The organism is Paraburkholderia sejongensis (genome assembly GCF_020880815.1).
Taxonomy (GTDB): domain Bacteria; phylum Pseudomonadota; class Gammaproteobacteria; order Burkholderiales; family Burkholderiaceae; genus Paraburkholderia; species Paraburkholderia sejongensis.
This window is the reverse complement of sequence record NZ_JAJITD010000002.1, coordinates 120,582-145,343: the sequence shown is the minus strand read 5'-3', so window position 1 is coordinate 145,343 and position 24,762 is coordinate 120,582. Positions and strand designations below refer to the sequence as shown.

General features: G+C 66.1%; 26 protein-coding genes. 7 read left to right on the top strand and 19 right to left on the bottom strand.

The features are described 5' to 3' along the window. The first annotated feature begins 287 nt into the window (after positions 1–287). The 4 genes from LJ656_RS04230 (at position 288) to waaA (ending at position 5,298) form a co-directional block, all read left to right on the top strand. The gene (locus LJ656_RS04230) at positions 288–1,682 is read left to right on the top strand and encodes a phosphomannomutase/phosphoglucomutase (RefSeq protein WP_230508029.1); all 1,395 of its coding nucleotides are present in this window, start codon (positions 288–290) and stop codon (positions 1,680–1,682) included. A gap of 278 nt (positions 1,683–1,960) precedes the next feature. Continuing rightward, positions 1,961–2,902: a lipopolysaccharide heptosyltransferase I gene (waaC, locus tag LJ656_RS04225; protein WP_230508367.1), complete on the top strand. Its 942-nt coding sequence runs from the start codon at positions 1,961–1,963 to the stop codon at positions 2,900–2,902. Between the two features lie 79 nt (positions 2,903–2,981). Further along, complete coding sequence (gene kdoO, locus LJ656_RS04220) at positions 2,982–3,866, top strand: Kdo hydroxylase KdoO (RefSeq protein WP_230508028.1); 885 nt, start codon at positions 2,982–2,984, stop codon at positions 3,864–3,866. Between the two features lie 118 nt (positions 3,867–3,984). Next, the gene (gene waaA, locus LJ656_RS04215) at positions 3,985–5,298 is read left to right on the top strand and encodes a lipid IV(A) 3-deoxy-D-manno-octulosonic acid transferase (protein WP_230508027.1); all 1,314 of its coding nucleotides are present in this window, start codon (positions 3,985–3,987) and stop codon (positions 5,296–5,298) included. 107 nt (positions 5,299–5,405) lie between these two features. On the opposite strand, the gene ureG is transcribed toward waaA, so the two are convergent. From ureG to LJ656_RS04120, 19 genes are all read right to left on the bottom strand, one after another. Then, positions 5,406–6,062 (bottom strand): urease accessory protein UreG, encoded by a 657-nt coding sequence (gene ureG / locus LJ656_RS04210; protein WP_230508026.1) that lies wholly within the window; start codon positions 6,060–6,062, stop codon positions 5,406–5,408. Between the two features lie 55 nt (positions 6,063–6,117). Then, complete coding sequence (locus LJ656_RS04205) at positions 6,118–6,798, bottom strand: urease accessory protein UreF (RefSeq protein ID WP_230508025.1); 681 nt, start codon at positions 6,796–6,798, stop codon at positions 6,118–6,120. Next, a complete protein-coding gene (gene ureE / locus LJ656_RS04200) occupies positions 6,785–7,456 on the bottom strand; it encodes an urease accessory protein UreE (RefSeq protein WP_230508024.1) in 672 nt (223 codons plus the stop codon). Before ureE ends, LJ656_RS04205 begins: the two co-directional genes overlap by 14 nt. Before the next feature lie 2 nt (positions 7,457–7,458). Further along, positions 7,459–9,165 (bottom strand): urease subunit alpha, encoded by a 1,707-nt coding sequence (gene ureC, locus LJ656_RS04195; RefSeq protein ID WP_230508023.1) that lies wholly within the window; start codon positions 9,163–9,165, stop codon positions 7,459–7,461. A gap of 43 nt (positions 9,166–9,208) precedes the next feature. Beyond that, on the bottom strand, positions 9,209–9,514 hold the full coding sequence (locus LJ656_RS04190; RefSeq protein ID WP_230508022.1) for an urease subunit beta: 306 nt from the start codon (positions 9,512–9,514) through the stop codon (positions 9,209–9,211). A gap of 25 nt (positions 9,515–9,539) precedes the next feature. Further along, positions 9,540–9,842 carry an urease subunit gamma gene (gene ureA, locus LJ656_RS04185; RefSeq protein WP_006048588.1) on the bottom strand — a complete coding sequence of 101 codons (303 nt, stop codon included), beginning with the start codon at positions 9,840–9,842 and terminating at the stop codon, positions 9,540–9,542. Positions 9,843–9,945: 103 nt separating this feature from the next. Beyond that, positions 9,946–10,110: a hypothetical protein gene (locus tag LJ656_RS04180; protein ID WP_230508021.1), complete on the bottom strand. Its 165-nt coding sequence runs from the start codon at positions 10,108–10,110 to the stop codon at positions 9,946–9,948. A gap of 242 nt (positions 10,111–10,352) precedes the next feature. Next, complete coding sequence (locus LJ656_RS04175; protein ID WP_230508020.1) at positions 10,353–11,234, bottom strand: urease accessory protein UreD; 882 nt, start codon at positions 11,232–11,234, stop codon at positions 10,353–10,355. Between the two features lie 92 nt (positions 11,235–11,326). Then, positions 11,327–11,524 carry a hypothetical protein gene (locus LJ656_RS04170; RefSeq protein WP_075295823.1) on the bottom strand — a complete coding sequence of 66 codons (198 nt, stop codon included), beginning with the start codon at positions 11,522–11,524 and terminating at the stop codon, positions 11,327–11,329. Positions 11,525–11,582: 58 nt separating this feature from the next. Then, the gene (locus LJ656_RS04165; protein WP_230508019.1) at positions 11,583–11,942 is read right to left on the bottom strand and encodes a hypothetical protein; all 360 of its coding nucleotides are present in this window, start codon (positions 11,940–11,942) and stop codon (positions 11,583–11,585) included. Between the two features lie 165 nt (positions 11,943–12,107). Next, positions 12,108–12,800 (bottom strand): urea ABC transporter ATP-binding subunit UrtE, encoded by a 693-nt coding sequence (gene urtE / locus LJ656_RS04160; RefSeq protein ID WP_230508018.1) that lies wholly within the window; start codon positions 12,798–12,800, stop codon positions 12,108–12,110. Positions 12,801–12,840: 40 nt separating this feature from the next. Then, a complete protein-coding gene (gene urtD, locus LJ656_RS04155; RefSeq protein WP_230508017.1) occupies positions 12,841–13,704 on the bottom strand; it encodes an urea ABC transporter ATP-binding protein UrtD in 864 nt (287 codons plus the stop codon). Next, positions 13,704–14,906 (bottom strand): urea ABC transporter permease subunit UrtC, encoded by a 1,203-nt coding sequence (gene urtC, locus LJ656_RS04150; protein WP_230508016.1) that lies wholly within the window; start codon positions 14,904–14,906, stop codon positions 13,704–13,706. The genes urtD and urtC overlap by 1 nt, the downstream gene beginning before the upstream one ends. A 1-nt stretch (position 14,907) precedes the next feature. After that, on the bottom strand, positions 14,908–16,575 hold the full coding sequence (urtB, locus tag LJ656_RS04145; protein ID WP_230508015.1) for an urea ABC transporter permease subunit UrtB: 1,668 nt from the start codon (positions 16,573–16,575) through the stop codon (positions 14,908–14,910). 167 nt (positions 16,576–16,742) lie between these two features. After that, on the bottom strand, positions 16,743–18,041 hold the full coding sequence (gene urtA, locus LJ656_RS04140; protein WP_230508014.1) for an urea ABC transporter substrate-binding protein: 1,299 nt from the start codon (positions 18,039–18,041) through the stop codon (positions 16,743–16,745). A 435-nt stretch (positions 18,042–18,476) separates the two neighbouring features. Next, positions 18,477–19,064: a HipA domain-containing protein gene (locus LJ656_RS04135; protein WP_230508013.1), complete on the bottom strand. Its 588-nt coding sequence runs from the start codon at positions 19,062–19,064 to the stop codon at positions 18,477–18,479. Between the two features lie 61 nt (positions 19,065–19,125). Next, positions 19,126–19,422 carry a helix-turn-helix domain-containing protein gene (locus LJ656_RS04130; protein ID WP_329958803.1) on the bottom strand — a complete coding sequence of 99 codons (297 nt, stop codon included), beginning with the start codon at positions 19,420–19,422 and terminating at the stop codon, positions 19,126–19,128. Between the two features lie 270 nt (positions 19,423–19,692). After that, a complete protein-coding gene (locus tag LJ656_RS04125; RefSeq protein ID WP_013088667.1) occupies positions 19,693–20,016 on the bottom strand; it encodes a rhodanese-like domain-containing protein in 324 nt (107 codons plus the stop codon). A gap of 75 nt (positions 20,017–20,091) precedes the next feature. Continuing rightward, entirely contained in the window at positions 20,092–20,745 is a 654-nt protein-coding gene (locus LJ656_RS04120; RefSeq protein WP_230508012.1) for a protein-L-isoaspartate O-methyltransferase family protein, read from the bottom strand. 396 nt (positions 20,746–21,141) lie between these two features. On the opposite strand from LJ656_RS04120, the gene LJ656_RS04115 reads away from it, so the two are divergent. Genes LJ656_RS04115 through LJ656_RS04105 form a run of 3 tightly spaced genes read left to right on the top strand, consistent with a single transcriptional unit; the run spans position 21,142 to position 24,682 of the window. Then, the gene (locus tag LJ656_RS04115; protein ID WP_425605905.1) at positions 21,142–22,197 is read left to right on the top strand and encodes a LacI family DNA-binding transcriptional regulator; all 1,056 of its coding nucleotides are present in this window, start codon (positions 21,142–21,144) and stop codon (positions 22,195–22,197) included. Between the two features lie 3 nt (positions 22,198–22,200). Then, on the top strand, positions 22,201–23,688 hold the full coding sequence (locus tag LJ656_RS04110) for a sugar ABC transporter ATP-binding protein (RefSeq protein ID WP_230508010.1): 1,488 nt from the start codon (positions 22,201–22,203) through the stop codon (positions 23,686–23,688). Continuing rightward, complete coding sequence (locus LJ656_RS04105) at positions 23,669–24,682, top strand: ABC transporter permease (RefSeq protein WP_230508009.1); 1,014 nt, start codon at positions 23,669–23,671, stop codon at positions 24,680–24,682. Before LJ656_RS04110 ends, LJ656_RS04105 begins: the two co-directional genes overlap by 20 nt. Positions 24,683–24,762 lie beyond the last annotated feature (80 nt).

Genomic DNA, 24,762 nt, shown 5'->3' with positions numbered 1-24,762 from the left:
GATGGGCTTGAAAATGGCCGTCGCGGCAGTCGTCGCCGCGGCCTCGAAAATGCCCCGCAGCGCGCTCGCCCGCCCGGCCGGCAGCCGTGGCAACTTTACTAAAGGAGGGCGTCTAAGCATTAGAATGGCGTTATTCGGGCTGGTCAGAAGAACGCAATTATAAGTTGGAACCGGACCGCTTCCGGCAAGGGCGCATCGCGGCGTGGCAACGCCCGGTTTTACCGCGAATTTACCGATTAGCGGCGATGCGCAGGTCAAAAATTTCCATTGCACGCAAGTGAGCCATCATGATCTCCAAATCCATTTTCAAGGCGTATGACATTCGCGGCGTCATCGGCAAGACGCTCGACGCGGATGCGGCGCGTTCCATCGGCCGCGCGTTCGGCAGCGAAGTGCGCGCGCAGGGCGGCGACGCGGTCGTCGTCGCGCGCGATGGGCGCCTGTCGGGCCCCGAACTGATCCAGGCGTTGTCGGAAGGTTTGCGTGCGGCCGGCGTCGACGTGGTCAACGTCGGCATGGTGCCGACCCCGGTCGGCTACTTCGCGGCGAGCGTGCCGCTGCAACTGCCGGGCGGCGAGCGCCGCGTCGATTCGTGCATCGTCGTCACCGGTAGTCACAATCCGCCGGACTACAACGGCTTCAAGATGGTGCTGCGCGGCGCCGCCATTTACGGCGAACAGATCCTCGCGCTGCATCAGCGCATCGTCGACAACAACTTCGCCGACGGCAACGGCAGCTACACCGAATACGACATCAGCGATGCGTATCTCGAACGCATCACGAGCGACGTGAAGCTCGCGCGTCCGATCAAGATCGTCGTCGATACCGGCAACGGCGTCGCCGGCGCGCTGGCTCCGAAGCTGTTCAAAAAGCTCGGCTGCGAACTGGTCGAACTGTTCACCGAAGTCGACGGCAACTTCCCGAACCATCACCCGGACCCGGCTCACCCGGAAAACCTCGAAGACGTGATTCGCGCGCTGAAGGAAACCGACGCGGAAATCGGCTTCGCGTTCGACGGCGACGGCGACCGTCTCGGCGTGGTCACGAAAGACGGCCAGATCATCTACCCGGACCGTCAGCTGATGCTGTTCGCCGAGGAAGTGCTGTCGCGCAACAAGGGCGCGCAGATCATTTACGACGTGAAGTGCACGCGTAACCTCGCGAAGTGGGTGAAGGACAAGGGCGGCGAGCCGCTGATGTGGAAGACAGGTCACTCGCTGGTGAAGGCGAAGCTGCGCGAAACCGGCGCGCCGCTCGCGGGCGAAATGAGCGGCCACGTGTTCTTCAAGGACCGCTGGTACGGTTTCGACGACGGCCTGTACACGGGCGCGCGTCTGCTCGAAATCCTCACGCGCGTGCAGGATCCGAGCAAGCTGCTCAATTCGCTGCCGAATTCGCACTCCACGCCGGAGCTGCAACTGAAGCTCGAAGAAGGCGAGAACTTCGAATTGATCGCGCGTCTGCAGCAAAGCGCAACGTTCACCGGCGCGGACAACGTCGTGAAGATCGACGGTCTGCGGGTCGAGTATCCGGACGGTTTCGGTCTCGCGCGTTCGTCGAACACGACGCCGGTCGTCGTGATGCGTTTCGAGGCCGACAACGACGCGGCGCTCAAGCGCATCCAGGAAGATTTCCGCCGCGTGATCCTGGCGGAAAAGGCCGATGCGAAACTGCCGTTCTGACGGCTGATGCCGGTCGCTGCCGGTCGCTGCCGGTTGATCCGGCGGCTGGCCTCGGCTGGCCGCGAGTCCTTCGGCAACGGCTCGCAGCAACGCTGTCGCATATGAGCGCGGCGCGGGTTTCTTACCCGCGCCGCGTTTTTCATGTATTACACATCCGACGCGCTAGAATTGCGCTCCTTTCAACGCATTTTCGAGCCGGATAACCGGTTTTCTCACACTTGAGCGCGCAAAAGATATTGATCGTGAGGGTGTCGTCTCTCGGCGACGTCGTTCACAACATGCCGGCGATCGCCGACATCCGGCGCCGCCATCCGGACGCGCAGATCGACTGGCTGGTCGAGGAAAGCTTCGTCGGGCTCGTCGAACTCGTGACCGGTGTGCGGCGTGCGATTCCGGTGTCGCTGCGGCGCTGGCGCAAGCGCATCCTGTCGGTCGACAACTGGCGCGAGATCGGCGCGTTTCGCCGCGCGCTCGTGGCCGAGCACTACGACCTCGTGATCGACTGCCAGGGCTTGATCAAGACCGCGTGGGTCGCGAGCATGGCGCGCGGCCCGCTGGTCGGCCTCGGCAATCGTACCGACGGCGCCGGCTACGAATGGCCGGTGCGCTTCTTCTATGACCGGCGCGTGCCGATCGAGTCGCGCACCCACGTGGTCGAGCGCACCCGTCAACTGGTGGCCGCGGCGCTCGGCGATCCGGCGCCGCAACCGACCGACGAGATCGAGTTCGGCCTCGATACCGGGCGCGCGGCGCTGGCGCTCTCGCAAGCCAATCTGAATCTGCCGGTGCCTTACGTGGTGTTCGTGCACGCGACCTCGCGCGCCGACAAGCAGTGGCCCGATACCGCGTGGATCGAACTGGGGCAATCGCTGGTGCGGCGCGGCGCGTCGATCGTGCTGCCGTGGGGCAGCGACGCCGAGCGCGCGACCAGCGAACGGCTCGCGAAAGAGTTCGGCGCGGCCGCGATCGTGCCGCCGAAGCTGTCGCTGCCGGCGGTGGTCGGGCTGATCGACGGCGCGGCCGCGACGGTCGGCGTCGACACCGGTTTGGTACACATCGCCGCGGCGCTGAAGCGGCCGACGGTCGAGTTGTACAATTTCTCGACCGCGTGGCGTACCGGCGGCTACTGGTCGCCGAACGTCGTCAATCTCGGCGCGGCCGGGCAGCCGCCCACGCTGCAGCAGGTCAAGTCGGCGTTGGCCGCTTTCGGTCTGCTGTAAGCGGGACCGGCAGGCAACCGCAGCCGCGGCAACCGTCGGTGCGCTTCGCCTCGCGCACCCTCCGCATTCAAGGGCGACCATGAACGAAACCCAGATCATCGAAGTAGCGAACGCCGACTGGCACGGCCGCAATCTGTCCGTGCCGCGCGAGACGTTGCTGGCCGGCGTCGAGCGCGGCAAGGTGCTGTACTTCCCGAACCTGCGCTTTGCGATCGAAGGCGGCGAGCAGGCGCTGCTCGACCCGGCGCTCGCCGACCCGAACCGCAAGAACATCAGCCTCGGACCGAACGGCGGCGCGCTGCACGGCGTGGCCGGCGACGCGGTCACGCAGTCGGCGGTACGGGCGTTGATCGCGCGTTATCAGGCCAATGCCCGCACGCTGGTCGATGGCCTGTTTCCCGAATACGACGGCAAGCTGCGCGTCGCGCCGACCAGCCTGCGGCTGCATCAGGTCGAAACGCGCGAAACTTCGTGGCGCAAGGACGACAGCCGTCTGCACGTCGACGCGTTCCCGTCGCGGCCGAATTACGGCGAGCGCATTTTGCGCGTGTTCACCAACGTCAATCCGCACGGCGCGCCGCGCGTGTGGCGCGTCGGCGAACCGTTCGAGGACATGGCGCGGCGCTTTCTGCCGCGCATCAAGCCGCAGATGCCGGGCTCGGCCTGGCTGCTGAATCTGCTGCACATCACCAAGTCGCCGCGCAGCGAGTACGACCATCTGATGCTGCATCTGCACGACGGGATGAAGGCCGATCTCGACTATCAGAAGAGCAGCCCGCAGCAGACCATGCCGTTTCCGCCGGGCAGCGTGTGGGTGTGTTTCTCCGATCAGACTTCGCACGCGGTGATGTCCGGCCAGTTCATGCTGGAACAGACCTTTTTCCTGCCGGTCAAGGCGATGGCGCAACCCGAATGCGCGCCGCTCGGCATCCTCGAGCGCCTGAAGGGCAGGGCGCTGGTTTGAACGCGGCGGTTCGTTCTTTCGCGGTGCCGGCGTTGCCGGCCCGCTCGCCGCGCTGTGCGCCGAACCTGCGGCGCATGCCTATCCTTCTCGTCACTTCCTGCCGCCACCCGGAGTATCGATGCTAAGAGCGATTTATCGCGCGCTCTGGTGGCTGATCGCGCCGCTGGCGGTGTTGCGTCTGCTGATCCGTTCGCGCAAGGAGCGCGGTTATCGCGAGCATATCGGCGAGCGTTTCGGTTATTCGCGCGGGCGTTTGCCTGAAGATGCCGCGCCGCTGATCTGGGTGCATGCGGTGTCGGTCGGCGAGACGCGCGCCGCGCAGCCGCTGATCGAGGCACTGATGAAGGCGCGCCCCGACGCGCGCATCCTGCTGACCCATATGACGCCGAGCGGTCGCGCGACCGGCACCGCGATTTTCGGCGACCGGGTGCTGCGCAGCTATCTGCCGTACGACATGCCGGGCGCGGTGCGGCGCTTTCTGCACGCGTGGCGGCCGACGCTCGGGCTCGTGATGGAAACCGAAGTGTGGCCGACGCTGATCGACGAATGCCGACGCGCGGACGTGCCGCTGGTGCTGACCAATGCGCGGATGTCGGCGCGCTCGTACCGGCGCGCGGCGAAGTTCGGCGGCGCGACGAAGGATGTGTTCGGCGGGTTTGCGCGGGTGCTTGCGCAAAGTCCTTCGGATGCCGAACGGCTGAGCGCGCTCGGTGCGCGCAACGTCGCCGTGCTCGGTAATCTGAAGTTCGATATGAGCACGCCGCCCGAACTGGCGGCGCGCGGTCATGCGTGGCGCGCGGCGATCGGTACGCGGCCGGTGTGGGTCGCGGCCAGCACTCGCGAGGGTGAAGAGGCGTTGGTGCTCGACGCGTTTGCGGCGCTCGGCGTCGACGATGCGTTGCTGATTCTGGTGCCGCGTCACCCGCAGCGCTTCAACGAGGTTGCCGCGCTGGTCGAGAAGGCCGGGCTGCGGCTGGAGCGGCGTTCGAACTGGGCGCCGGATGCGAAGGTTGCGTCGGCGGCGCTCGGGGCCGAGGGTGGGGTGGCTGCGTTGCCGCGCGAGGTGAAGGTACTGCTCGGCGATTCGATGGGCGAGTTGGGCGCTTATTACGCGGCGTCGGATCTGGCGTTTATCGGCGGCAGTTTGTTGCCGCTCGGTGGGCAGAATCTGATCGAGGCGTGCGCGGTCGGCGTGCCGGTGCTGATCGGGCCGCACGTGTTCAACTTCACGCAGGCTACCGCCGATGCGGTCGCGGCCGGCGCCGCGGTGCAGGTGCAGGATCCGGCGGATCTGGCGCGGGCGTTGCGGGAGCTGTTCGGCGATAAGGCGCGCCGGCTCGCGATGGGCGGGGCGGCGGCGGCGTTCGCGGCGCGGCATCGCGGGGCGACCGCGCGGACTGTGGATGTGTTGGCGGCGTTGTTGCCGGAGTAGTAGGACAGGAGAGACGCCGTGCAATGCGGCGTCTTTTTTCGTGCTTCATCGCGCAAGTTTGATGAGGGCCCTATCCCACTATTCTTCGTATCATTGAGCTTGCGCAATCAAGCCTTCAACAACCCCTTCTTCTCGATAAACGCCACCACCTCATTCAACCCATCGAGCGCCTTCAGATTGCACATCACGAACGGCCGCTCGCCGCGCATCTTCTTCGCATCCGATGCCATCACGTCGAGGTTCGCGCCGACCAGCGGCGCGAGGTCCGTTTTGTTGATCACCAGCAGATCCGACTTCGTGATACCCGGGCCGCCCTTGCGCGGAATCTTCTCGCCGCCCGCGACGTCGATCACATAGATCGTCAGGTCCGACAGTTCCGGGCTGAAGGTCGCCGCGAGATTGTCGCCGCCCGATTCGATGAACACGATGTCAGCATCCGGAAAGCGCGTGAGCATGCGGTCGACCGCTTCGAGGTTGATCGACGCGTCTTCGCGGATCGCCGTGTGCGGGCAGCCGCCCGTCTCGACGCCCATGATCCGCTCGGCCGGCAGCGCGCCCGCCACCGTCAGCAGGCGCTGATCTTCCTTCGTATAGATGTCGTTGGTGATCGCGACGAGGTCGTACTGGTCGCGCATCGCCTTGCACAGCATTTCGAGCAGCGTGGTTTTGCCCGAGCCGACCGGGCCGCCGACGCCTACCCGCAGCGGCGGCAGTTTCTTCGTGCGGGCGTTCAGGTGAGCAGCGGGATGATGAGGTGCGTTCATGGTGGAATGTCCAGTGATGCTAAGCGTGCCGGGTGTGCGAGTTTCGCAATCGCGGCTACGAACGGAACAGCCGCGAATACTGCGACTCGTGGCGCGCCGACAGAATGCCGAGTTGCGGCGCGAAAGTGTTGAGGTTCTCGCGCGAGGTCGCGAGCGCGCGCGTGACGGCCGCGTCGATCGGCTCGCGCAGCGCGACGATGATGCGTTGCCCCGCGAGTTGACCGAGCGGCACCGCCTTCAATGCGGCGGCCGCCTGGTTTTCGACCCAGCTGAACGCGTAGGCGGCGAGCGCGGCATCGGTCGCGGCGTCGTGCGCGTGGGCGGCGAATGCGAACGCGGTCGGCTGCGCGAGCGGGGTGATCGAGGAGAGCGTCGCGCGCCGGGCCGCGTCGCCCCATTCGAGCGATACGCACAGTTGCCGCAATGACCAGCCCATCTGCTCGGTCTCGCGACGCAACTCGGCGGACTCGCGGCTCGCGAGGAATTCCGCGTTCGCGTCGGCGAGAGCGGCGGCGTCATGAATGCGCCAGCGTTCGATCTGCTGCGCGAGAAACGGCAGTTCGCCGCGCGCGAGCACATCGGTCAAGCCGCTTTCGATCCATGCGCGGGCGGAATCGGCGTCGGTGATCAACTGCGCTTCGATTGCCGCTTCCAGTCCCTGCGAATAGCTGAAGGCGCCGATCGGCAACGCCGGCGACGCGAGATGCAGCAGCGCGGTGAGTTCAGCGATGCGCATGGTGATGCGGGTGGTGCGAGTGCCCGCAGCAGTCGTCGTGGGAGTGGTCGCCGTGCTCGTGGGCGTGATCGTGGCCGTGCTCGTGAGAGTGGCTGTGCTCGTGGTCGTGACCATGACCATGCTCGTGCGAATGGCCATGCCCATGATGCTCGCCAAACACCTGCTGCGCGATCGCATAGTCCTCGGCGAACGTCTCGTCATGCCCATGCTTATGCCCACCGCCATAAGCACCCGTTTCGGGCTGAAACGCCAACTCCACCCGCTCGACCGTCGCACCGATGCGCGTGAGCATATCGGCGAGCACCGGATCGTATTCGAGCTTCAGATAATCGGCGCCGACCTCGACCGGCGTATGCCGGTTGCCCAGGTGATACGCGGCGCGCGTCAACGTCAGCGCATCGGCGGCGCGTACGAGCAGCACCGCTTCGGCCTTCGCGACGATCCGCACGAGCCCGCCGTCGTCGGCGATCAGCACGTCGCCGTCGCGCAGCACGGTGCCGCGCGCGAGCAGCACGGCGACTTCCTCGCCGTTGTCGAGCGTCGCCGCGAGGCGGCTCTTGCGACGCTCGTCGAACGCGAGCGTCAGGGTCGGCGCGCGCGCGACCAGCACCGGGGCAAGCTTCAGATGCGGCGCGAGCCGCTTGTCGAGAGTACGCATGGTCAGAACAGAAAATAGCGTTGCGCCATCGGCAGCACGGTGGCCGGCTCGCAGGTCAGCAACTGGCCGTCGGCGATCACCTGATAGGTCTCCGGATCGACGCTGATCGACGGTTGCCACGCGTTGTGAATCATGTCGGCCTTCGTCACGCTGCGGCAGTTCTTCACCGCGACGATGCGCTTGGTCAGGCCATAGCGTTCGGCGACGTTCGCGTCGGCCGCGAGCTGCGACACGAAGGTGAGCGACGTGCGCCCCAACGCACCGCCGCGGGTCGCGAACATCTCGCGATAGTGAACCGGCTGCGGCGTCGGAATCGATGCGTTCGGGTCGCCCATCTGCGCCATCGCGATCATCCCGCCCTTCAGGATCAGCGACGGCTTGATGCCGAAAAACGCCGGCTCCCAGAACACCAGGTCGGCCCACTTGCCCGGCTCGATCGAGCCGACCTCATGCGCGATTCCGTGCGTGAGCGCCGGATTGATCGTGTACTTCGCGACATAGCGCTTCGCGCGGAAATTGTCGTGACGCGCGCTGTCGCCGGGCAGCGCGCCGCGCTGCACCTTCATCTTGTGCGCGGTCTGCCACGTGCGGATGATCACTTCGCCGACCCGGCCCATCGCCTGCGAATCGGACGACAGCATCGACAGCGCGCCGAGATCGTGCAGGATGTCCTCGGCCGCGATCGTCTCGCGGCGAATCCGCGATTCCGCGAACGCGATGTCCTCGGCGATCGACGGGTCCAGGTGATGGCACACCATCAGCATGTCGAGGTGTTCTTCGAGCGTGTTGACCGTGTACGGCCGGGTCGGATTGGTCGACGACGGCAGCACGTTCGCCTCGCCGCAGACCTTGATGATGTCCGGCGCGTGGCCGCCGCCCGCGCCCTCGGTGTGATACGTGTGGATCGTGCGGCCCTTGAACGCGGCCACCGTCGCCTCGACGAAGCCCGCTTCGTTCAGCGTGTCGGTGTGGATGGCGACCTGGGTGTCGGTGTCGTCGGCGACGGACAGGCAGTTGTCGATCGCCGCCGGTGTCGAGCCCCAGTCCTCGTGCAGCTTCAAACCGATCGCGCCGGCGGCGATCTGTTCGAGCGCGGGCTGCGGCTGGCTCACGTTGCCCTTGCCGAGAAAGCCGAGATTCATCGGATAGCCGTCGGCGGCCTGCAGCATGCGCTCCATGTGCCACGGCCCCGGCGTGCAGGTGGTCGCGTTGGTGCCGGTCGCGGGGCCGGTGCCGCCGCCGAGCATCGTCGTCACGCCGCTCGCGAGCGCTTCCTCGATCTGCTGCGGGCTGATGAAGTGAATGTGCGTATCGATGCCGCCCGCCGTCACGATCAGCCCTTCGCCGGCGATCACCTCGGTCGACGCGCCGATCGCGATCGTCACGTTTGGCTGGATGTCGGGATTGCCGGCCTTGCCGATCGCCGCGATGCGGCCGTCCTTGATGCCGATGTCGGCTTTCACGATGCCCCAGTGATCGAGGATCACCGCGTTCGTGACGACGGTATCGACGACGTCCGCATGCACGCGTTGCGACTGGCCCATGCCGTCGCGAATCACCTTGCCGCCGCCGAACTTGACCTCTTCGCCATAGGTCGTGAAGTCGCGTTCGATCTCGATCACGAGTTCGGTGTCGGCGAGGCGCACGCGGTCGCCGGTAGTGGGGCCGAACATCTCCGCGTATGCGCGGCGGCCAATGCGTAGTGTCATGTTGTGAGTCCGAAGCAACGAGGTTGCGGGGAAAGAGAGAGCATCACAGCTTGCCCATCACCTTGCCGTTGAAGCCGTACACGACGCGCTCGCCGGCCAGCGCGACGAGTTCGACCGTGCGTTCCTGGCCGGGCTCGAAACGCACCGCGGTGCCGGCCGCGATGTTCAGCCGGAAGCCGCGCGCGGCTTCGCGATCGAAGCTCAGCGCGTCGTTCACCTCGTAGAAGTGGTAATGCGAGCCGATCTGCACCGGGCGGTCGCCGGTGTTCGACACGAGCACGGTGACGGTCGCGCGGCCCGCGTTCAGTTCGTGCTCGCCGTCGTCGATGAGAAGTTCGCCGGGAATCATGGAGCGTGCCTTGGCGCTGAAGGGTTCAGGGAATCGGATGATGAACGGTGACGAGCTTGGTGCCGTCGGGGAACGTCGCTTCGACCTGGATATCGGGAATCATCTCGGGCACGCCTTCCATCACGTCGTCGCGGGTCAGCAGCGTGGTGCCGTAGTGCATCACTTCGGCGACGGTTTTACCGTCGCGCGCGGCTTCCATCAGCGCGGCGGTGATGAAGGCAACCGCCTCCGGGTAATTGAGCTTGAGGCCGCGCGCGCGGCGCCGTTCGGCGAGCAGCGCGGCGGTGAAGATCAGCAGCTTGTCCTTCTCGCGAGGTGTCAGCTTCATGGGGGCGAGTTGTTTGCGTAGGGATGTCGTAAAGGCGCGGCGATTCGCAGCGCGCGCTCGGCCGGTAACGGTAGCAAGTCCTGCTAACGATGCGCTTACGGCGTTACACGCCGGTGCGCGGCGACGCGCCGAAGCACGGGTTCGACGTGGTGGAATGCGTGCCGGCGTGCGCGGCGGACGCGTGAAAAGCGAGGTCGGCGACGATCGGCAGAGCGAGCAGCGCGGCCAGCAACGCGCGGCGCGCCGGGCGGGAAAGAAGGCGTGTCATGGTCGGAAGCGTGAGCGGTGTGGTTGTTTGTTGGGTGAAGGTCAGCCGCCGTGGCATCGCGCTGCCAGGATCGCGCACGGTGGCCAGCCAATCTCGCGAGCCAATGTGATGCAAGCTGCGTGCCATCGCACCGGGACTAGCAGCAGTGCGCGAAAGAGTCGCGCGCACAGACTTGGGGCGTACATGTGCGCCGGTTTGGTGCGAGCCGGTGTTATGCAGGTGAAAGGAGGCGTGCCGCGCTGCTACGTCGTCCACAGTCGCAACGGCTGCGCATCCACCCCATGCACGAGCGGCCGCAAATGCAACCAGCAGCGCGTCAGCGCGTGTTGCAGCGTCTCCATCGAACGCGACACGGCGCGCACCACCAGCACCCCTTGCGTCACGCACGAGGCCGCGGCCCGCAGCGAATCATCGAACGGCAGTTGCGCGGTCAGCGCTTCGGCGAGCGCATCGTCGCAAGCGGGACTGACCGCCCATAACGTGCCGTAGGCCGGAAAGCCGCCCAGGCCCTGGGCCGAGTCGCGCAGCGGATCGTCCGCGACGAGGCTCGCGCGCTCGAACCACAGCAGCTCGCCATTCGCACCGACGATGCGCGACACCGCGCGCAAGCTGCCAGCCGACCAGCGTTCGCCGGCCGCCTGACGGCCGAGCTGCGTCGCGTCCCAGCCGAGCGCGCTCGCTCCTTCGGCGAGCGTCAGCGAAAAATCGAGCTGCGCGTTCGCATGGTCGAACACGATATTGTTTTGCGGCAGCCAGTCGAGCTTCGCGTGTGCGCCGACCGACAGCGCAATGCGCTGCCGCGCGGCGCGGCCGTTCGACTTGTACCACTTGGTCGCGCCGGGCGTCGTCAGCACCGCGTGTGTGTGCGCGCCGAGCGTGACGTCGATATCGAGCTGATCGCCGCCCGCGATACCGCCGGGCGGATGCACGATCACCGCATGGCAGATCGCCGGGCCTTCCGGATAGAGCGGCCGTTGCACGCGCAGCGGGCCGTCGTGCAGCCGATGCGCGAGCGTCGTGCGAGCGGCGTCGCCGGTAAAACCGAGTTCGAGACGGGCGCGCCACGGCGCCGGCGCGGCGGGTTGCGCGCTGGCGAGCGTGGCGTGGTTTTCGTGGAGCGACATGCGAAGGGCGGGACGATCGTCGTGGAGGACGCGGCGAGAATAGCACGCGTGCCGCCGCGCCGAGGTGTGCGTGAGTGTGCGTGCGTGATCGATTACGGCGCGCTGCCCTGCGCCGCCGGCTCGGTCACCGACAGCACCTTGATGCCTTCCCATTGGGGATGCAGCAGGCGCAGCATCGCGAGGATCGCGCGCGTGGTGTTCTCGGCGACGGTCAACGAGTCGTTGCCAGTCAGGATTGCTTTCTTGCCATGCTGGCAGTACTGATATTCGACGTGAACCGTCACGGTCATGCTGTTCTCCCTTCGATTTGATATGGTGGCGCGCGCCTGAGCGCAAAGCGGGGCGGCTCTAGCGGACCAGCGCCGGCTCGAGGTGACCGTCCACGCCGCGTTCGGCCCGGTTGATGAAGCCGCAGTCCAGCAGCAACTGGCAGAACGCGTCCGGCGAACACGACGGCCCGGTCATCCCGGCCATCTTCGCGAGCACGTCGGGAAACGACGCGAGCACGTGCCAGCTGTCGTAGTACGCGTGCAGTTGCGGCGCAAGTTCGTTGCCGAGCTTCTCCCAGCGCACCGACAGCATGCCGACCGTCCCGCCGCTATCCACCCGGAACAAACCGAAGGTGACCGCCGCTTCGACGTTCATGACCCGGCAATACGATGCGGGATTGCGATAGAACTCGCGCCTGAGCTGATTGTTTTCGTCCATGGTCTCCGCCCGTGAGGCTGTTGGCACTGCGTAGCGTCTGCTTACAAGCGGAACGCATGTGCGCTCCGCCCGATAAGCAGGCCCCAGCCTGTCTAACGGTAGTCCGGACGATAACTTGAGCGGTGGTTCGGATTCGCGCCGGCGCGGGCAGCGGTCAAACCGCGATCAAACCGCGATCAACCCCCGCACCCCATCGGCATCCATGTTCGCGCCGTCGCCGCCGGCGACGATCTCGCCGCGGCTCATCACCCAGTACTTGTCGGCGATCGCCTTCGCGAAGTCGTAATACTGTTCGACCAGCAGCACGGTCAGGCCCATTTCCTCGACCAGTTGCCGCAGCGTGCGGCCGATGTCCTGAATGATCGACGGCTGGATGCCCTCGGTCGGTTCGTCGAGGATCAGCAGTTGCGGCTCGCTCATCAGCGCGCGGCCGATCGCCAGCTGTTGCTGCTGGCCGCCGGACAGATCGCCGCCGCGCCGGCTGCGCATATCCTTGAGCACCGGAAACAGCTCGTAGATGCGCTCCGGAATCTGCTTCGGCGCCTTTTTGCTGGCCGCGCCAACCAGCAGGTTTTCCTCGACGGTCAGACGAGGAAAGATATCGCGCCCTTGCGGCACGTAAGCGAGCCCTTGCGCGACGCGCGCATGGGTCGGCAGCTTGGTGAGCGGCGCGCCGCGCCATGCGATTGCGCCGCTTCGGGTCGGCACCACGCCCATCAGGCAGCGAAGCAGCGTGGTCTTGCCCACGCCGTTGCGCCCGAGCAGCACGGTGAGCTTGCCGTCGGGCACGGTCAGCTTCACGTCGCGCAGAATGTGACTGCCGCCGTAATACTGGTTCAGTCGGTCGACTTCGAGCATGTTCTGGAATCCTGTCTGTTTGCGAATGCGGTGGCCGGCTTCAACGCCCGAGATAAGACTCGATCACCGTCTCGTCGCGTTTCACCTCGTCGAGCGTGCCGTGCGCGAGCACGCGGCCCTCGGCCATCACCGTCACCTTGCCGGTCTCGCCCGCGAGCGCCGCGACGAACTCCATGTCGTGTTCGACGACCATCATCGAGCAACTGCCGCGCAGCCGGTTCAGCAGCTCGGCGAGCTGCATCGTTTCGTCGTCGGTCATGCCGGCCGCCGGCTCGTCGAGCAGCAGCAGCGCCGGTTGCTGCATCAGCAGCATGCCGATTTCGAGCCGCTGCTTCTGGCCGTGCGACAGCTCGCCGGCGAGCCGCCGCGCTTCACTCTCCAGGCCGATCAGTTCGAGCGTCGCTTCGATGCGTGCCTGCGCGTCGCGATCGAGCCGCGCGCGCAGCGATGCCCACCAGCCCTTGTCGGCCTTCATCGCGAGTTCGAGGTTTTCCCACACCGGATGCTGCTCGAACACGGTCGGTTTCTGAAACTTGCGGCCGATGCCGGCGCGCGCGATCGACGGTTCGTTCATCCGCGTCAGATCGATCGACTGGCCGAGAAACACCTTGCCCTGGTCGGGCGTGGTCTTGCCGGTGATCACATCCATCATCGTCGTCTTGCCCGCGCCGTTCGGGCCGATGACGCAGCGCAACTCGCCCGCGTCGATCGCGAGCGACAGCGCGTTCAGCGCGCGAAAGCCGTCGAAGCTGACGGTCACGTCCTCCAGGTAGAGGATGGTGCCGTGCGACGTATCGATCTCGCCGGGCACCACCACGTGACCCATGCTGGCGACGCCGCTGAGCGAGCGTTCCGCCGGTGCTTCGGGCAAGTCCAGGTCGGGGACCATCGGGTTTTCGTTCATCAGTGGTTCCCCTTGCGCTTGAGCAGCGCGGTCAGCCCCATGATCCCGTTCGGCAGCAGCAGCGGCACCAGCACGAAAATCAGGCCGAGAAAGAACAGCCAGTACTCGGGAAAATTCGCGGTGAAAAAGCTCTTCGCGCCGTTTACCGCGAACGCGCCGATGATCGGGCCGATCAGCGTGCCGCGTCCGCCCACCGCGACCCAGATCGCCATTTCGATCGAGTTGCCCGGCGACATCTCGCCCGGATTGATGATGCCGACCTGCGGTACATAGAGCGCGCCGGCGATCCCGCACAGCACCGCCGACAGGGTCCACACGAACAGCTTGTACGCGAGCGGGCTGTAGCCGAGGAACATCAGACGCGTTTCGCCGTCGCGCACCGCGGTGACGACGCGGCCGAGCTTGGACGTGACGATCGCGCGCGCGGCGAGAAACGCAACGATCAGGACCGCGAAGGTAATCAGCAGCAGCGCCGCGCGGGTGCCTTGATGCGTGATCGGAAAGCCGCCGATGCGCTTGAAGTCGGTGAAGCCGTTGTTGCCGCCGAAGCCGGTTTCGTTGCGATAGAACAGCAGCATCGCGGCGAAGGTCATCGCCTGGGTGATGATCGACAGATACACGCCTTTCACGCGCGAGCGGAACGTGAAGAAGCCGAACACCCACGCGACCACGGCCGGCACCAGCACGACCAGCAGCAATGCGTAGCCTAGATGCTGGGTGCCCTGCCAGTACCACGGCAACTGGTGCCAGTCGAGAAACACCATGAAGTCGGGCAGATCGCTGCCGTACTTGCCGTCGTGGCCGATCGCGCGCATCAGGTACATGCCGATCGCGTAGCCGCCGAGCGCGAAGAACAGCGCGTGGCCCAGGCTCAGAATCCCGCAGTAGCCCCACACCAGATCGAGCGCGAGCGCGGCGATCGCGTAGCACATGAACTTGCCGGTCAGCGTCATTGCGTACGCGGACAGATGCAGCGCGCTGGTCTCGGGGATCACCAGCGCGGCGAACGGCACGCCGAGACCGAACCCGATGATCAGCGCGACCAGCGCGAGCCACGCGCGCCGCGACAGCAGCGCGGGGCGCGGCGGCAGGCCGAGCGCGAAGCCGCTGTCGCCGGCGAGCGGGTTGTCCGCGACGCTGCCAGCGCCAGCGCGCGGCGCGGGACTCGAAGATCGATTTGCCGAAGAAGTTGCCGATGTCATCTCACGCCTCCGCGCTACGGCCCTTGAGGGCGAACATGCCCTGCGGACGCTTCTGGATGAACAACACGATCAGCACGAGCACCGCGATTTTCGCGAGCACCGCGCCCCAGAACGGTTCGATCGCCTTGCTGACGAGACCGAGCCCGAAGCCGCCGAGCACGGTGCCGGCGAGCTGGCCGACGCCGCCGAGCACGACCGCCATGAACGAATCGATGATGTAGCTCTGGCCGAGGTCGGGCCCGACATTGCCGATCTGCGACAGCGCGCAGCCGCCGAGACCCGCGATGCCCGCGCCGAACGCGAACGCATACGAATCGACGCGCGCGGTTTTCACGCCGACGCACGCGGCCATCCGGCGGTTCTGCGTGACCGCGCGCACGAACAGACCGAGCCGTGTGCGCGTCAGCACCGCCCACGCGATCGCGACGACGATCAGCGAGAACGCCAGAATCGCGAGCCGGTTGTACGGCAGGATCAGATTCGGCAGCACGTTGATGCCGCCGCTCATCCACGCGGGATTGACGACCTGCACGTTCTGCGCGCCGAACAGCATGCGGGTCGCCTGAATCAGGATCAGGCTCACGCCGAAGGTGGTCAGCAGCGTTTCGAGCGGACGGCCGTACAGATGCTTGAGCACCAGCCGTTCGAGCACGATGCCGACCAGCGCGGCCGCGACGAACGCGGCCGGTATCGCGAGCAGCGGATACCAGTCGAACGCGCCGGGCGCGAAGCGTTGAAACAGGTTCTGCACCACGTAGGTCGCATACGCGCCGATCATCAGGAATTCGCCGTGCGCCATGTTGATCACGCCGATCAGCCCGTACGTGATCGCGAGGCCGAGCGCGGCGAGCAGCAGCACGCTGCCGAGCGACAGCCCCGCGAACAGCGTGCCGGCGATCTGGCTGCGGCGCTGGATCGCGTCGAGTGCGTCGAGGCCGCTTTGCGCGGCGGCGCGCACCCGCTCGTCGGTTTCCACGAAAGAGCCGTCCGGCTTCTTCGCGACCAGCGGGCGCAATAGTTCGTTCATCTCGAGATCGCCGCGCGCGGCGACCAGTTGCACTGCGTCGAGGCGCTTGGCCGGATCGGCGTCGTGCAGCGCGGTCATCGCCCACAGCGTGTCGAGACGCTTTTTCAGCGCGGGGTCGGTTTCCTTCGCGCGGGCCGCGTCGACCAGCGGCTTGAGCGACGGATCGGGATTGCGCAGCAACGCATCGACGGCGGCCGCGCGCGTGGCCTGATCGGGCGATGCGAGTTGCAGGCCCGACAGCGCGCCCGCCACTTTCGAGCGCAGCAGGTTGTTCAGCGTGACCGGTTGCGCGTCGCTCGCGGCGACCGGCTGGCCGGTGACGGCATCGCGCGTGTTGTCGCCGTCTTGCAGCAGCAGAGCGCCGGCGTCGGTCGCGAGCGCGCTGTCGTCCGCGAGAGCGTTGAGCACCGCGAGCGATGCGGCGTCGTGTGTCGCGATCAGTTTGTCGATAGCGGCGGACTTCGCTTCGAAGTCGTCGCCGGCAAGCGGTGCGACGTCGGCCTGGGTCAGCGCGAACGCGGCGCCTGGTACGGCGGCAAGGGCCACCACGAGCGCCGCGCCGCGGATCGTACGGGATGCGAAGCAAACTGCCGCGCGCGGCAGGAAGCGCGCGCGGAGCGGGGTGAGAAATGAAAACGCCATGATCGCCTTTTTACTTTTACGGCTCGCCGGGTGGCGGGAGCGGCTGGAGTGGCGTGAGCGGGGCGGCGCGGCGGCGGCCCGGACTGACGGCACGGTACGGAACAGCGCGGCGCGACGCGTATCGCGCCGTCCGCGCCCGCTACACCACCGCCGCGAAGCTCACCCGATCACGCGACGCGCGAGCGCCGGAGAAACGCCGGAATCGACGACACGACATCCGGCTTGCCCGCATTGCCGGCGATGAACGGACTCCACGGCTGCGCGCGCACCGGCCCCTTGGTGCGCCACACGACGTTGAACTGACCGTCCGCGCGGACCTCGCCGATCATCACCGGCTTGTGCAGGTGATGGTTACCGTCCATTTCGAGCGTGAAGCCCGACGGCGCGGCGAAGGTCTGGCCGACCATTGCGACGCGCACCTTGTCGACCTCGGTGCTTTTCGCTTTCTCGACCGCCTGCTTCCACATATGGATGCCGACGAAGGTCGCTTCCATCGGATCGTTGGTCACGCGCTTCGCGCCGCCCGGCAGGTTGTTGTCCTTGACCCACGTGGCCCATTGCTTCTTGAACTTTTCGTTGGCCGGATTGCGCACCGACATGAAGTAGTTCCACGCGGCGAGATTGCCGACCAGCGGTTTCGTATCGATGCCGCGCAGCTCTTCCTCGCCGACCGAGAACGCGACCACCGGTACGTCCGACGCCTTCAGCCCCTGGTTGCCCAGTTCCTTGTAGAACGGCACGTTCGAATCGCCGTTCACGGTCGAGATCACCGCGGTCTTGCCGCCTTGCGAGAAGGTCTTGATGTTCGCGACGATGGTCTGATAGTCGCTATGGCCGAACGGCGTGTAGACCTCCTGAATATCCGCTTCCTGCACGCCTTTCGATTTGAGGAAGGCGCGCAGGATCTTGTTGGTCGTGCGCGGATACACATAGTCGGTGCCGAGCAGGAAGAAGCGCTTCGCGCCGCCGCCTTCCGCGCTCATCAGATATTCGGTGGCCGGAATCGCCTGCTGGTTCGGCGCCGCGCCGGTGTAGAACACGTTGCGCGACATCTCTTCGCCTTCGTACTGCACCGGATAGAACAGCAGACCGTTCAGTTCCTCGAACACCGGCAGCACCGATTTGCGCGACACCGAGGTCCAGCAGCCGAACACGGCCGCGCATTTGTCCTGGGTCAGAAGCTGGCGTGCCTTCTCGGCGAACAGCGGCCAGTTCGACGCGGGATCGACCACCACCGGCTGGATCTGCCGGCCCATCACGCCGCCGTTCTTGTTGATGTCGGCGATCGTCATCAACGCGGTGTCCTTCAGCGACGTTTCGGAGATCGCCATCGTGCCCGACAGCGAATGCAGGATGCCCACCTTGATCGGGCCGCTCTCGGGCTGCGCATGCGCGAACGGCACGCGGCCCGCGAGCGCCAACGCGCCGGACATCGAACCTAGTTTCAACAGACTGCGACGTTTCATCTGCTTTCCCCTTGCCATGGATGGTGACTGTTATGAGCGTCGATTTCAGCCAGCAATGCTGAGCTCGCACGATTCGCCGTTTGACTACTGCAAGGGGTATGCCAATTAGCGCATCGGCCGCTCGTGAGATGCGGCGGTGCGCGCGATGCTTGTCGTGGCGCGCTCTGTGACGCGCTGGTGAAAGGTGTGTTCGCAACGAATCGGCGGGAGGCCGCGCGAAGCGCGGCGCGAATCTGGTGCAGCCGCGCTTCGTTCTGCGCCCCCGCGCTTCGTTCGGGTGCGCGACGCGCCGTGACGAAGCGTGCGGCGCCGCCAATGTGAAGCGATGCTAGCGGACGGTGCATGTGCGCCGCATGGTTGTGCCGAGGTTGTGCATTACGCGCTGGGTTGCAGCGGAACACCGCGAATTCGAAGAGTGGGGGAGCGGCGTTCCGCTCAGCGCAGTGCCCGGCTCATCTCGGCTATCGGCAGTCGCTCGATCGAGTCGAGCAGGCGAATCTCGCCGGCGTCCGGTTGCGCGATCTCGTTTATGTGTGCACGCGTAAGCGCAACATGGTGGCCCAGATCGTGAAGAAGTCTGTCCAGTTGCGTTGCGGCACCGGCTGCGCGCAAGCCCAGCTCATCGGCAAACGCAAGCACGTTCTTGCGACTGATGTCACTGAAGTGGCGAGTATCGCCCATCGGCATCGATAGTTCGACGCCAGGCCACGGTTCACCCGTCTCGTTGTAAGTGGGCGTGTTGTAGACCACCGTGCTGACGAGGTCGTAAAACGGCGCCAGTTGATAACCTTTCGAACTGGAGAAAAAGGACAGGTTTTTGAGGTGTGCGTCCGCATTGCCGATCAGGACGTTCAATACCGACCACCTGAAAATGGCGAGACGCGCCGCGGCCTTAGCCTGAAGTGTGGCGATGCAGGCGGCAAGCGACGCGGCGTTTGCGTTGCGGTACTTGAAGGATTTGTCCCGCGAGTTTGTCCGCCACCCACGTGCCGTCATAACCGAATGACCAGATGCCGTTGTCATCGGTCAGCGTCCCGACGCGCCGCCGGTTTGCGTATACGAGCAGGGTGTTTCGCGACATGCGCTACCTCGGCTGGTCCGCGGAGGTTTTGCTGGAAGCGCGGCGCCGGCGTGTGGCGGCCGTCGCGATTTCTGGCGGGATAGGGGTCGAGGGCTCGGCGTGAAGCTTGATGCCCAACTCGCCGAGCAGTTCGAGGACCTTACCGAATTGCGCGGTCGTCTTTCCCGCTTCGATCTGCGAGATGAATTTCGGCGAAAGACCGGTAGCGTGCGCGAGTTCGTCGCGCGTCAAACCCTGCGCCATGCGCGTCGCGCGTATGAGTACGCCCAGTGTTTGCGTGCTGTCGACGATGTCGTTCACGGCTCCCCCTTTCGTTCCCGCTCGGGAACAGTGTAGCACCCGACGGCGCACGAAACTCCTGTTTCGTATCCGTATGGGAACGGAGCGAGCCAGTGGAATATCTTGGTGACGGCTTCGTATCCGCTCGGGAACGAAAAGCAGTGATAGGCAACCCGAAGCGCCTCTGCGTACCCGCTCGGAAACGAAGCGCACATTCGCGCCCCAAACGCAAAACGGCGCAAGGACCATCAGCCCTTGCGCCGTCTCAATCCGCGACTCGCGCGGCAAATCTCAATACGTCGGAACCGAAGGATCGACCTGACGCGACCACGCGTCGATACCGCCTTGCAGATTGAACACGTTGGTGTGGCCGCGCGACTCGAGGAACATCGCGACCTGCGCGCTGCGCGCGCCGTGGTGGCAGATGCAGACGATCTGCGCGTCGTCGTCGAGTTCTTCGCTGCGCGCGGGGATCTCGCGCATCGGAATCGACACGATGCCGGCCATCGACGCCGTTTGCAGTTCCCACGGCTCACGCACGTCGAGCAGCACGGGCGCGGGGCGCGAAGTATCGGCGAGCCATTCGGCGAGCGCCGGAGCGGTCAGGTTTTGCATCTGCGGAACATCCGGTTCAAAGGGCGGCGGCACTGCGCCGCCCGGATCGATAACGCCTGTCTGTCGGCAGGCAGGTCAGAACTTGAAGCGCGCCGGCTGCACCGCGTTGGCGAGCGGCTCGACGTAGGTTTCGAACACATCGGAAATGCGGTACTGCTTTTCGTCGATACGCGTGATGACCTGCGCCTTCATCACCGGCGCGGTGCCGACGAACGCCGCCAGACGGCCGCCCACCTTCAGTTGTTCGAGGATTTCCTGCGGCAGCACCGGCAGGCCGCCCGACACGCAGATCACGTCGTACGGCGCGGCGCCGGCCCAGCCGCGCGCGGCGTCGCCGGTCACCACTTCGGCGTTCAGCACGCCGTTGGCGATCAGGTTGCTCTTCGCGAGTTCTGCCAGTTCCGGCTCGATATCGACGGTCAGCACGTGCTGCGCGCGATGTGCGAGCAGCGCCGCCATGTAACCCGAGCCCGCGCCGATTTCGAGCACGCTTTCATGCTTCTTCACCGCCAGTTCCTGCAGCACGCGCGCTTCGACGCGCGGCGCCAGCATGTGCTGGCCGGCCGGCAGCGGCACTTCGAAGTCGGCGAATGCGAGGTCGCGGTAAGCGGCGGGGACGAAATTCTCACGTTTGACGATCGACAACAGATTCAGCACGTCCTGGTCGAGCACTTCCCAGGGGCGGATCTGCTGTTCGATCATGTTGAAACGCGCTTGCTCGATGTTCATGGTGGATTCGGCGGTTTTGGTTTGGCGAGCGGGTAGGACCGCTGACTTTCGCCCTGAGCGTGGCCCGGCTTGCGCCGGCTTCGGCCAGCGCGCGCGGCTTTTTTGTGGGAAAGCCGCTGCGGCGTGCCGCGAGGCTGCCGCGCCGTCAGGGAAACGGCGGGATTGTACCAAATGGCGGTCGCGTCCCGGCTGCTTGCGGGCAGCGGCGGGCGGGTTACGGCCCGCTCACGGCCCGCGCCGGCCCCCGTATTTATCCCTAGCGATCCGTCCTTGCGCTTCGCATCGCCATCGCCGATAAATGTAATCGATTACATTTTCGTGCCGCGGGGTCTCGTGTCCAGAACGCCGTCCTCATCGTCGCCGGCCGCTTCGGCGGGAGCGCCGGGCCAATCATCGGTGCAGCCGGTACAGGCGGACCCGGCGGACCCGGCAGCAGCGGCGGCAGCGGCGCGCGCGGGCGAAGGTCCGTCGATCGCCGGCGTCGCCGAGCGGGCGGGCGTGTCGGTCGCGACCGTGTCGCGCGTGCTGAACGGCCACGACAACGTGCGGCCCGCGACCCGCGACAAGGTGCTGGCCGCGATCGACGCGAGCGGCTACCGCGTCAACGAACTCGCGCGCAACCTGCGCACCGCCGAAAGCCGGCTGCTGCTGACGATGGTCCCCGACTTCGGCAATCCGTTCTACGCGGAGATCGTGCGGGGGATCGACACGGTCGCGCGTCAGCACGGCTATTTCATGCTGCTGTGCGACACCGGCGCGGACCCGGGCCGCGAGCGCAGCTACTTCGACATGCTGCGGCGGCGTCGCGCGGACGGCGCGATCTGCCTCGATCCGGCGACGATCCAGCAGGCGCTCGGCGAAGCGTCGCAGGCGCTGCCGTGGGTCGCGTGCTGCGAGTTCGATCCGGCCGTCGGCGTGCCGTACGTCGGCATCGACAACTACCGCGCGGCCGGCGACGCGGTCCGTCATCTGCTCGCGCGCGGCCACCGGCGCATCGGGCTGATCAATTCCGACGTCGACTATCTGTATGCGCGCCAGCGTCAGCAGGGCTATCTCGACGCGTTGAGCGACGCCGGCATCGAGCCGGACCCGCGCTGGCGGATGAACCTGAACAGCCTCGACTACGAAGCGGGCGCCACAGCCGCCGCCGCGCTGATGCAACAACCCGATGCACCGAGCGCGATCTTCGCGGTGTCGGACACGCTCGCGATCGGCGTGATTCACGGCTTGCGCAGCGTCGGCAAGCGGGTGCCCGACGATGTCGCGGTGGCCGGCTTCGACGACATTTCGCTGGCCGCGCAGATCGATCCGCCGCTGACGACGATCGCGCAGCCGATGCGCGAGCTCGGCGAAACGGCCGCGCGTCTGCTGCTGCAACGCCTCGCGAATCCGCAGGCGAACGTGCCGGGCGTGCTGCTGCCGCATCGCCTGGTGGTCCGAAGGAGTGCGTAAGCGATGAGTCTCGCGATCCGTTTCGACGACATCCGCAAGGACTTCGGCCCGGTGCGCGTGCTGCACGGCGTGAGCTTCGAGCTGGCGCCGGGGCGCGTCTACGGATTGCTCGGCGAGAACGGCGCGGGCAAATCGACGCTGATGAAAATCCTCGCCGGTTACGAGAGCGCGAGCTCGGGCAGCCTGTTCGTCGATGGTCACGCGCAGCGCTTCGCCGGTTCGCGCGACGCCGAAGCGCAGGGCATCGTGCTGATCCACCAGGAGTTCAACCTGGCCGAGCATCTGACGATCGCGCAGAACATGTACCTGGGCCACGAAAAGCGCCGCGGCTGGTTCGTCGACGACGCGGCGATGCGCAGCGACGCCGCCCGCTATCTCGCGCAGGTCGGTTTGCAGAAAGCGCCGGACACCAAGGTGCGCGAGCTGATCGTCGCGGAAAAGCAGATGGTCGAGATCGCGAAGGCGCTGTCGCGGCGCGCGCGTCTGCTGATCATGGACGAGCCGACCGCGACGCTCACGCCCGCCGAAACCGAGCGCCTGTTCGCGCTGATGACGAAGCTGAAGGCCGACGGCGTGACGATCGTCTACATCTCGCACAAGCTCGACGAGGTCGAGCGCATCACCGACGAAGTGATCGTGATGCGCGACGGCCGCTTCGTCGCGCGCGGCGAGACCGCCGGACTCGCGCGCCAGCAGATGGCGAACCTGATGGTCGGGCGCGACGTGTCCGACATGTTTCCGCCCAAACAGACGGTGCCCGCCGCTACGCCGGTCGCGTTGCAGGTGCGCGGCCTGAGCGTGCCCGACTGGGTCGAGGGCCTGAGCTTCGACGTGCGCGCGGGCGAAGTGCTCGGCTTCGCGGGGCTGGTCGGCGCGGGCCGCACCGAAGCGTTCGAAGCGTTGCTCGGCCTGCGCAAATGCACGGCCGGCAGCATCGAAATCGCCGGCCGGCACGTCGATCTGAAAAGCCCGCGCGACGCGATGCGTCACGGCCTCACGTATCTGAGCGAGGACCGCAAGGGCAAGGGGCTGCACGTCGACCTGAGCCTGCAGGACAACCTCACGCTGATGACGCTCGAACGCTACGCGCATCCGCTGCTCGACCTGAAGGCGGGACGCGCGGCGTTGACCAAAGCGGTCGGCGAATTCGGCATTCGCACCGGCGACCTGACGAGCCGCGCGCGGATGCTCTCTGGCGGCAATCAGCAGAAGCTCGCGCTCGCGAAGTTTCTGCAACCCGAGCCGAATGTGATCGTGCTCGACGAGCCGACTCGCGGCGTCGATGTCGGCGCGAAGCGCGATATCTATTTCCTGATTCACCGGCTCGCCGCGCAGGGCCGCGCGGTGATCGTCATTTCATCCGAACTGATCGAGCTGATCGGCTTGTGCCACCGCGTCGCGGTGATGCGTGCCGGTCGCCTGCAAGCGACGCTCACGCTCGAACATCTGACCGAAGAGGAGTTGATCGCTCATGCGACCGGCACCCACTGAGACCGTGCAAAGCGGCCGCGCGCTGCGCTTCGCGCATCGCCTGTATGCACTCGGGCCGCTGGTCGGGCTGATCGTGCTGTGCATCGTCGGCACGCTGCTCAATCGCGACTTCGCGACGCTCGACAACCTGATGAACGTGCTCACGCGCACGTCGTTCATCGGCATCATCGCGGTCGGCATGACCTTCGTGATCATCTCCGGCGGGATCGATCTGTCGGTCGGCTCGATGGCCGCGCTGATCGCCGGCAGCATGATCTGGCTGATGAACGCTCTCGCTTCCGGCGCGACCGGCCATACGTTCGCGCCGTTCGCGATCGTCGCGATCGGCATCGTCGCCGCGCTCGTGCTCGGCGCGCTGTTCGGCTGCGCGCACGGCCTGCTGATCACCAAGGGACGCATCGAGCCGTTCATCGTCACGCTCGGCACGCTGGGGATTTTTCGCGCGGTGCTCACGTGGCTCGCCGACGGCGGCGCGCTCACGCTCAACGATTCGTTATCCGATCTTTATGGGCCGGTCTATTACGCGAGCCTGTTCGGCGTGCCGGTGCCGATCTGGGTGTTTCTGGTGGTCGCGGCCGGCGGCGCGCTGATCCTCAATCGCACCGCGTTCGGCCGCCACGTGCAGGCGATCGGCTCGAACGAACAGGTCGCGCGCTATGCGGCGATTCGCGTCGATACGGTGAAGATCGTCACCTATGTGCTGCTCGGCATCTGCGTCGGCGTCGCGACCGTGCTGTACGTGCCGCGGCTCGGTTCGGCGACGCCGACCACCGGCTTGCTGTGGGAGCTGGAGGCGATCGCGTCGGTGGTGGTCGGCGGCACTGCGCTCAAGGGCGGCGAAGGGCGCGTGATCGGCACCGTGATCGGCGCGATCCTGCTGTCGGTGATCGCGAACATTCTGAATCTGACCAGCATCATCAGCGTGTATCTGAACGCGGCGGTGCAGGGCGTGGTGATTATCTTCGTCGCGTTCGTGCAGCGCGGGCGACGGTAAGGGCAGGGCGTTGGTGCAACGGTAGTGCGGCAGCGGCAGTGAAGCAGGCGCGGTAAAACGGCGGCAAGTCCGAAAAACGA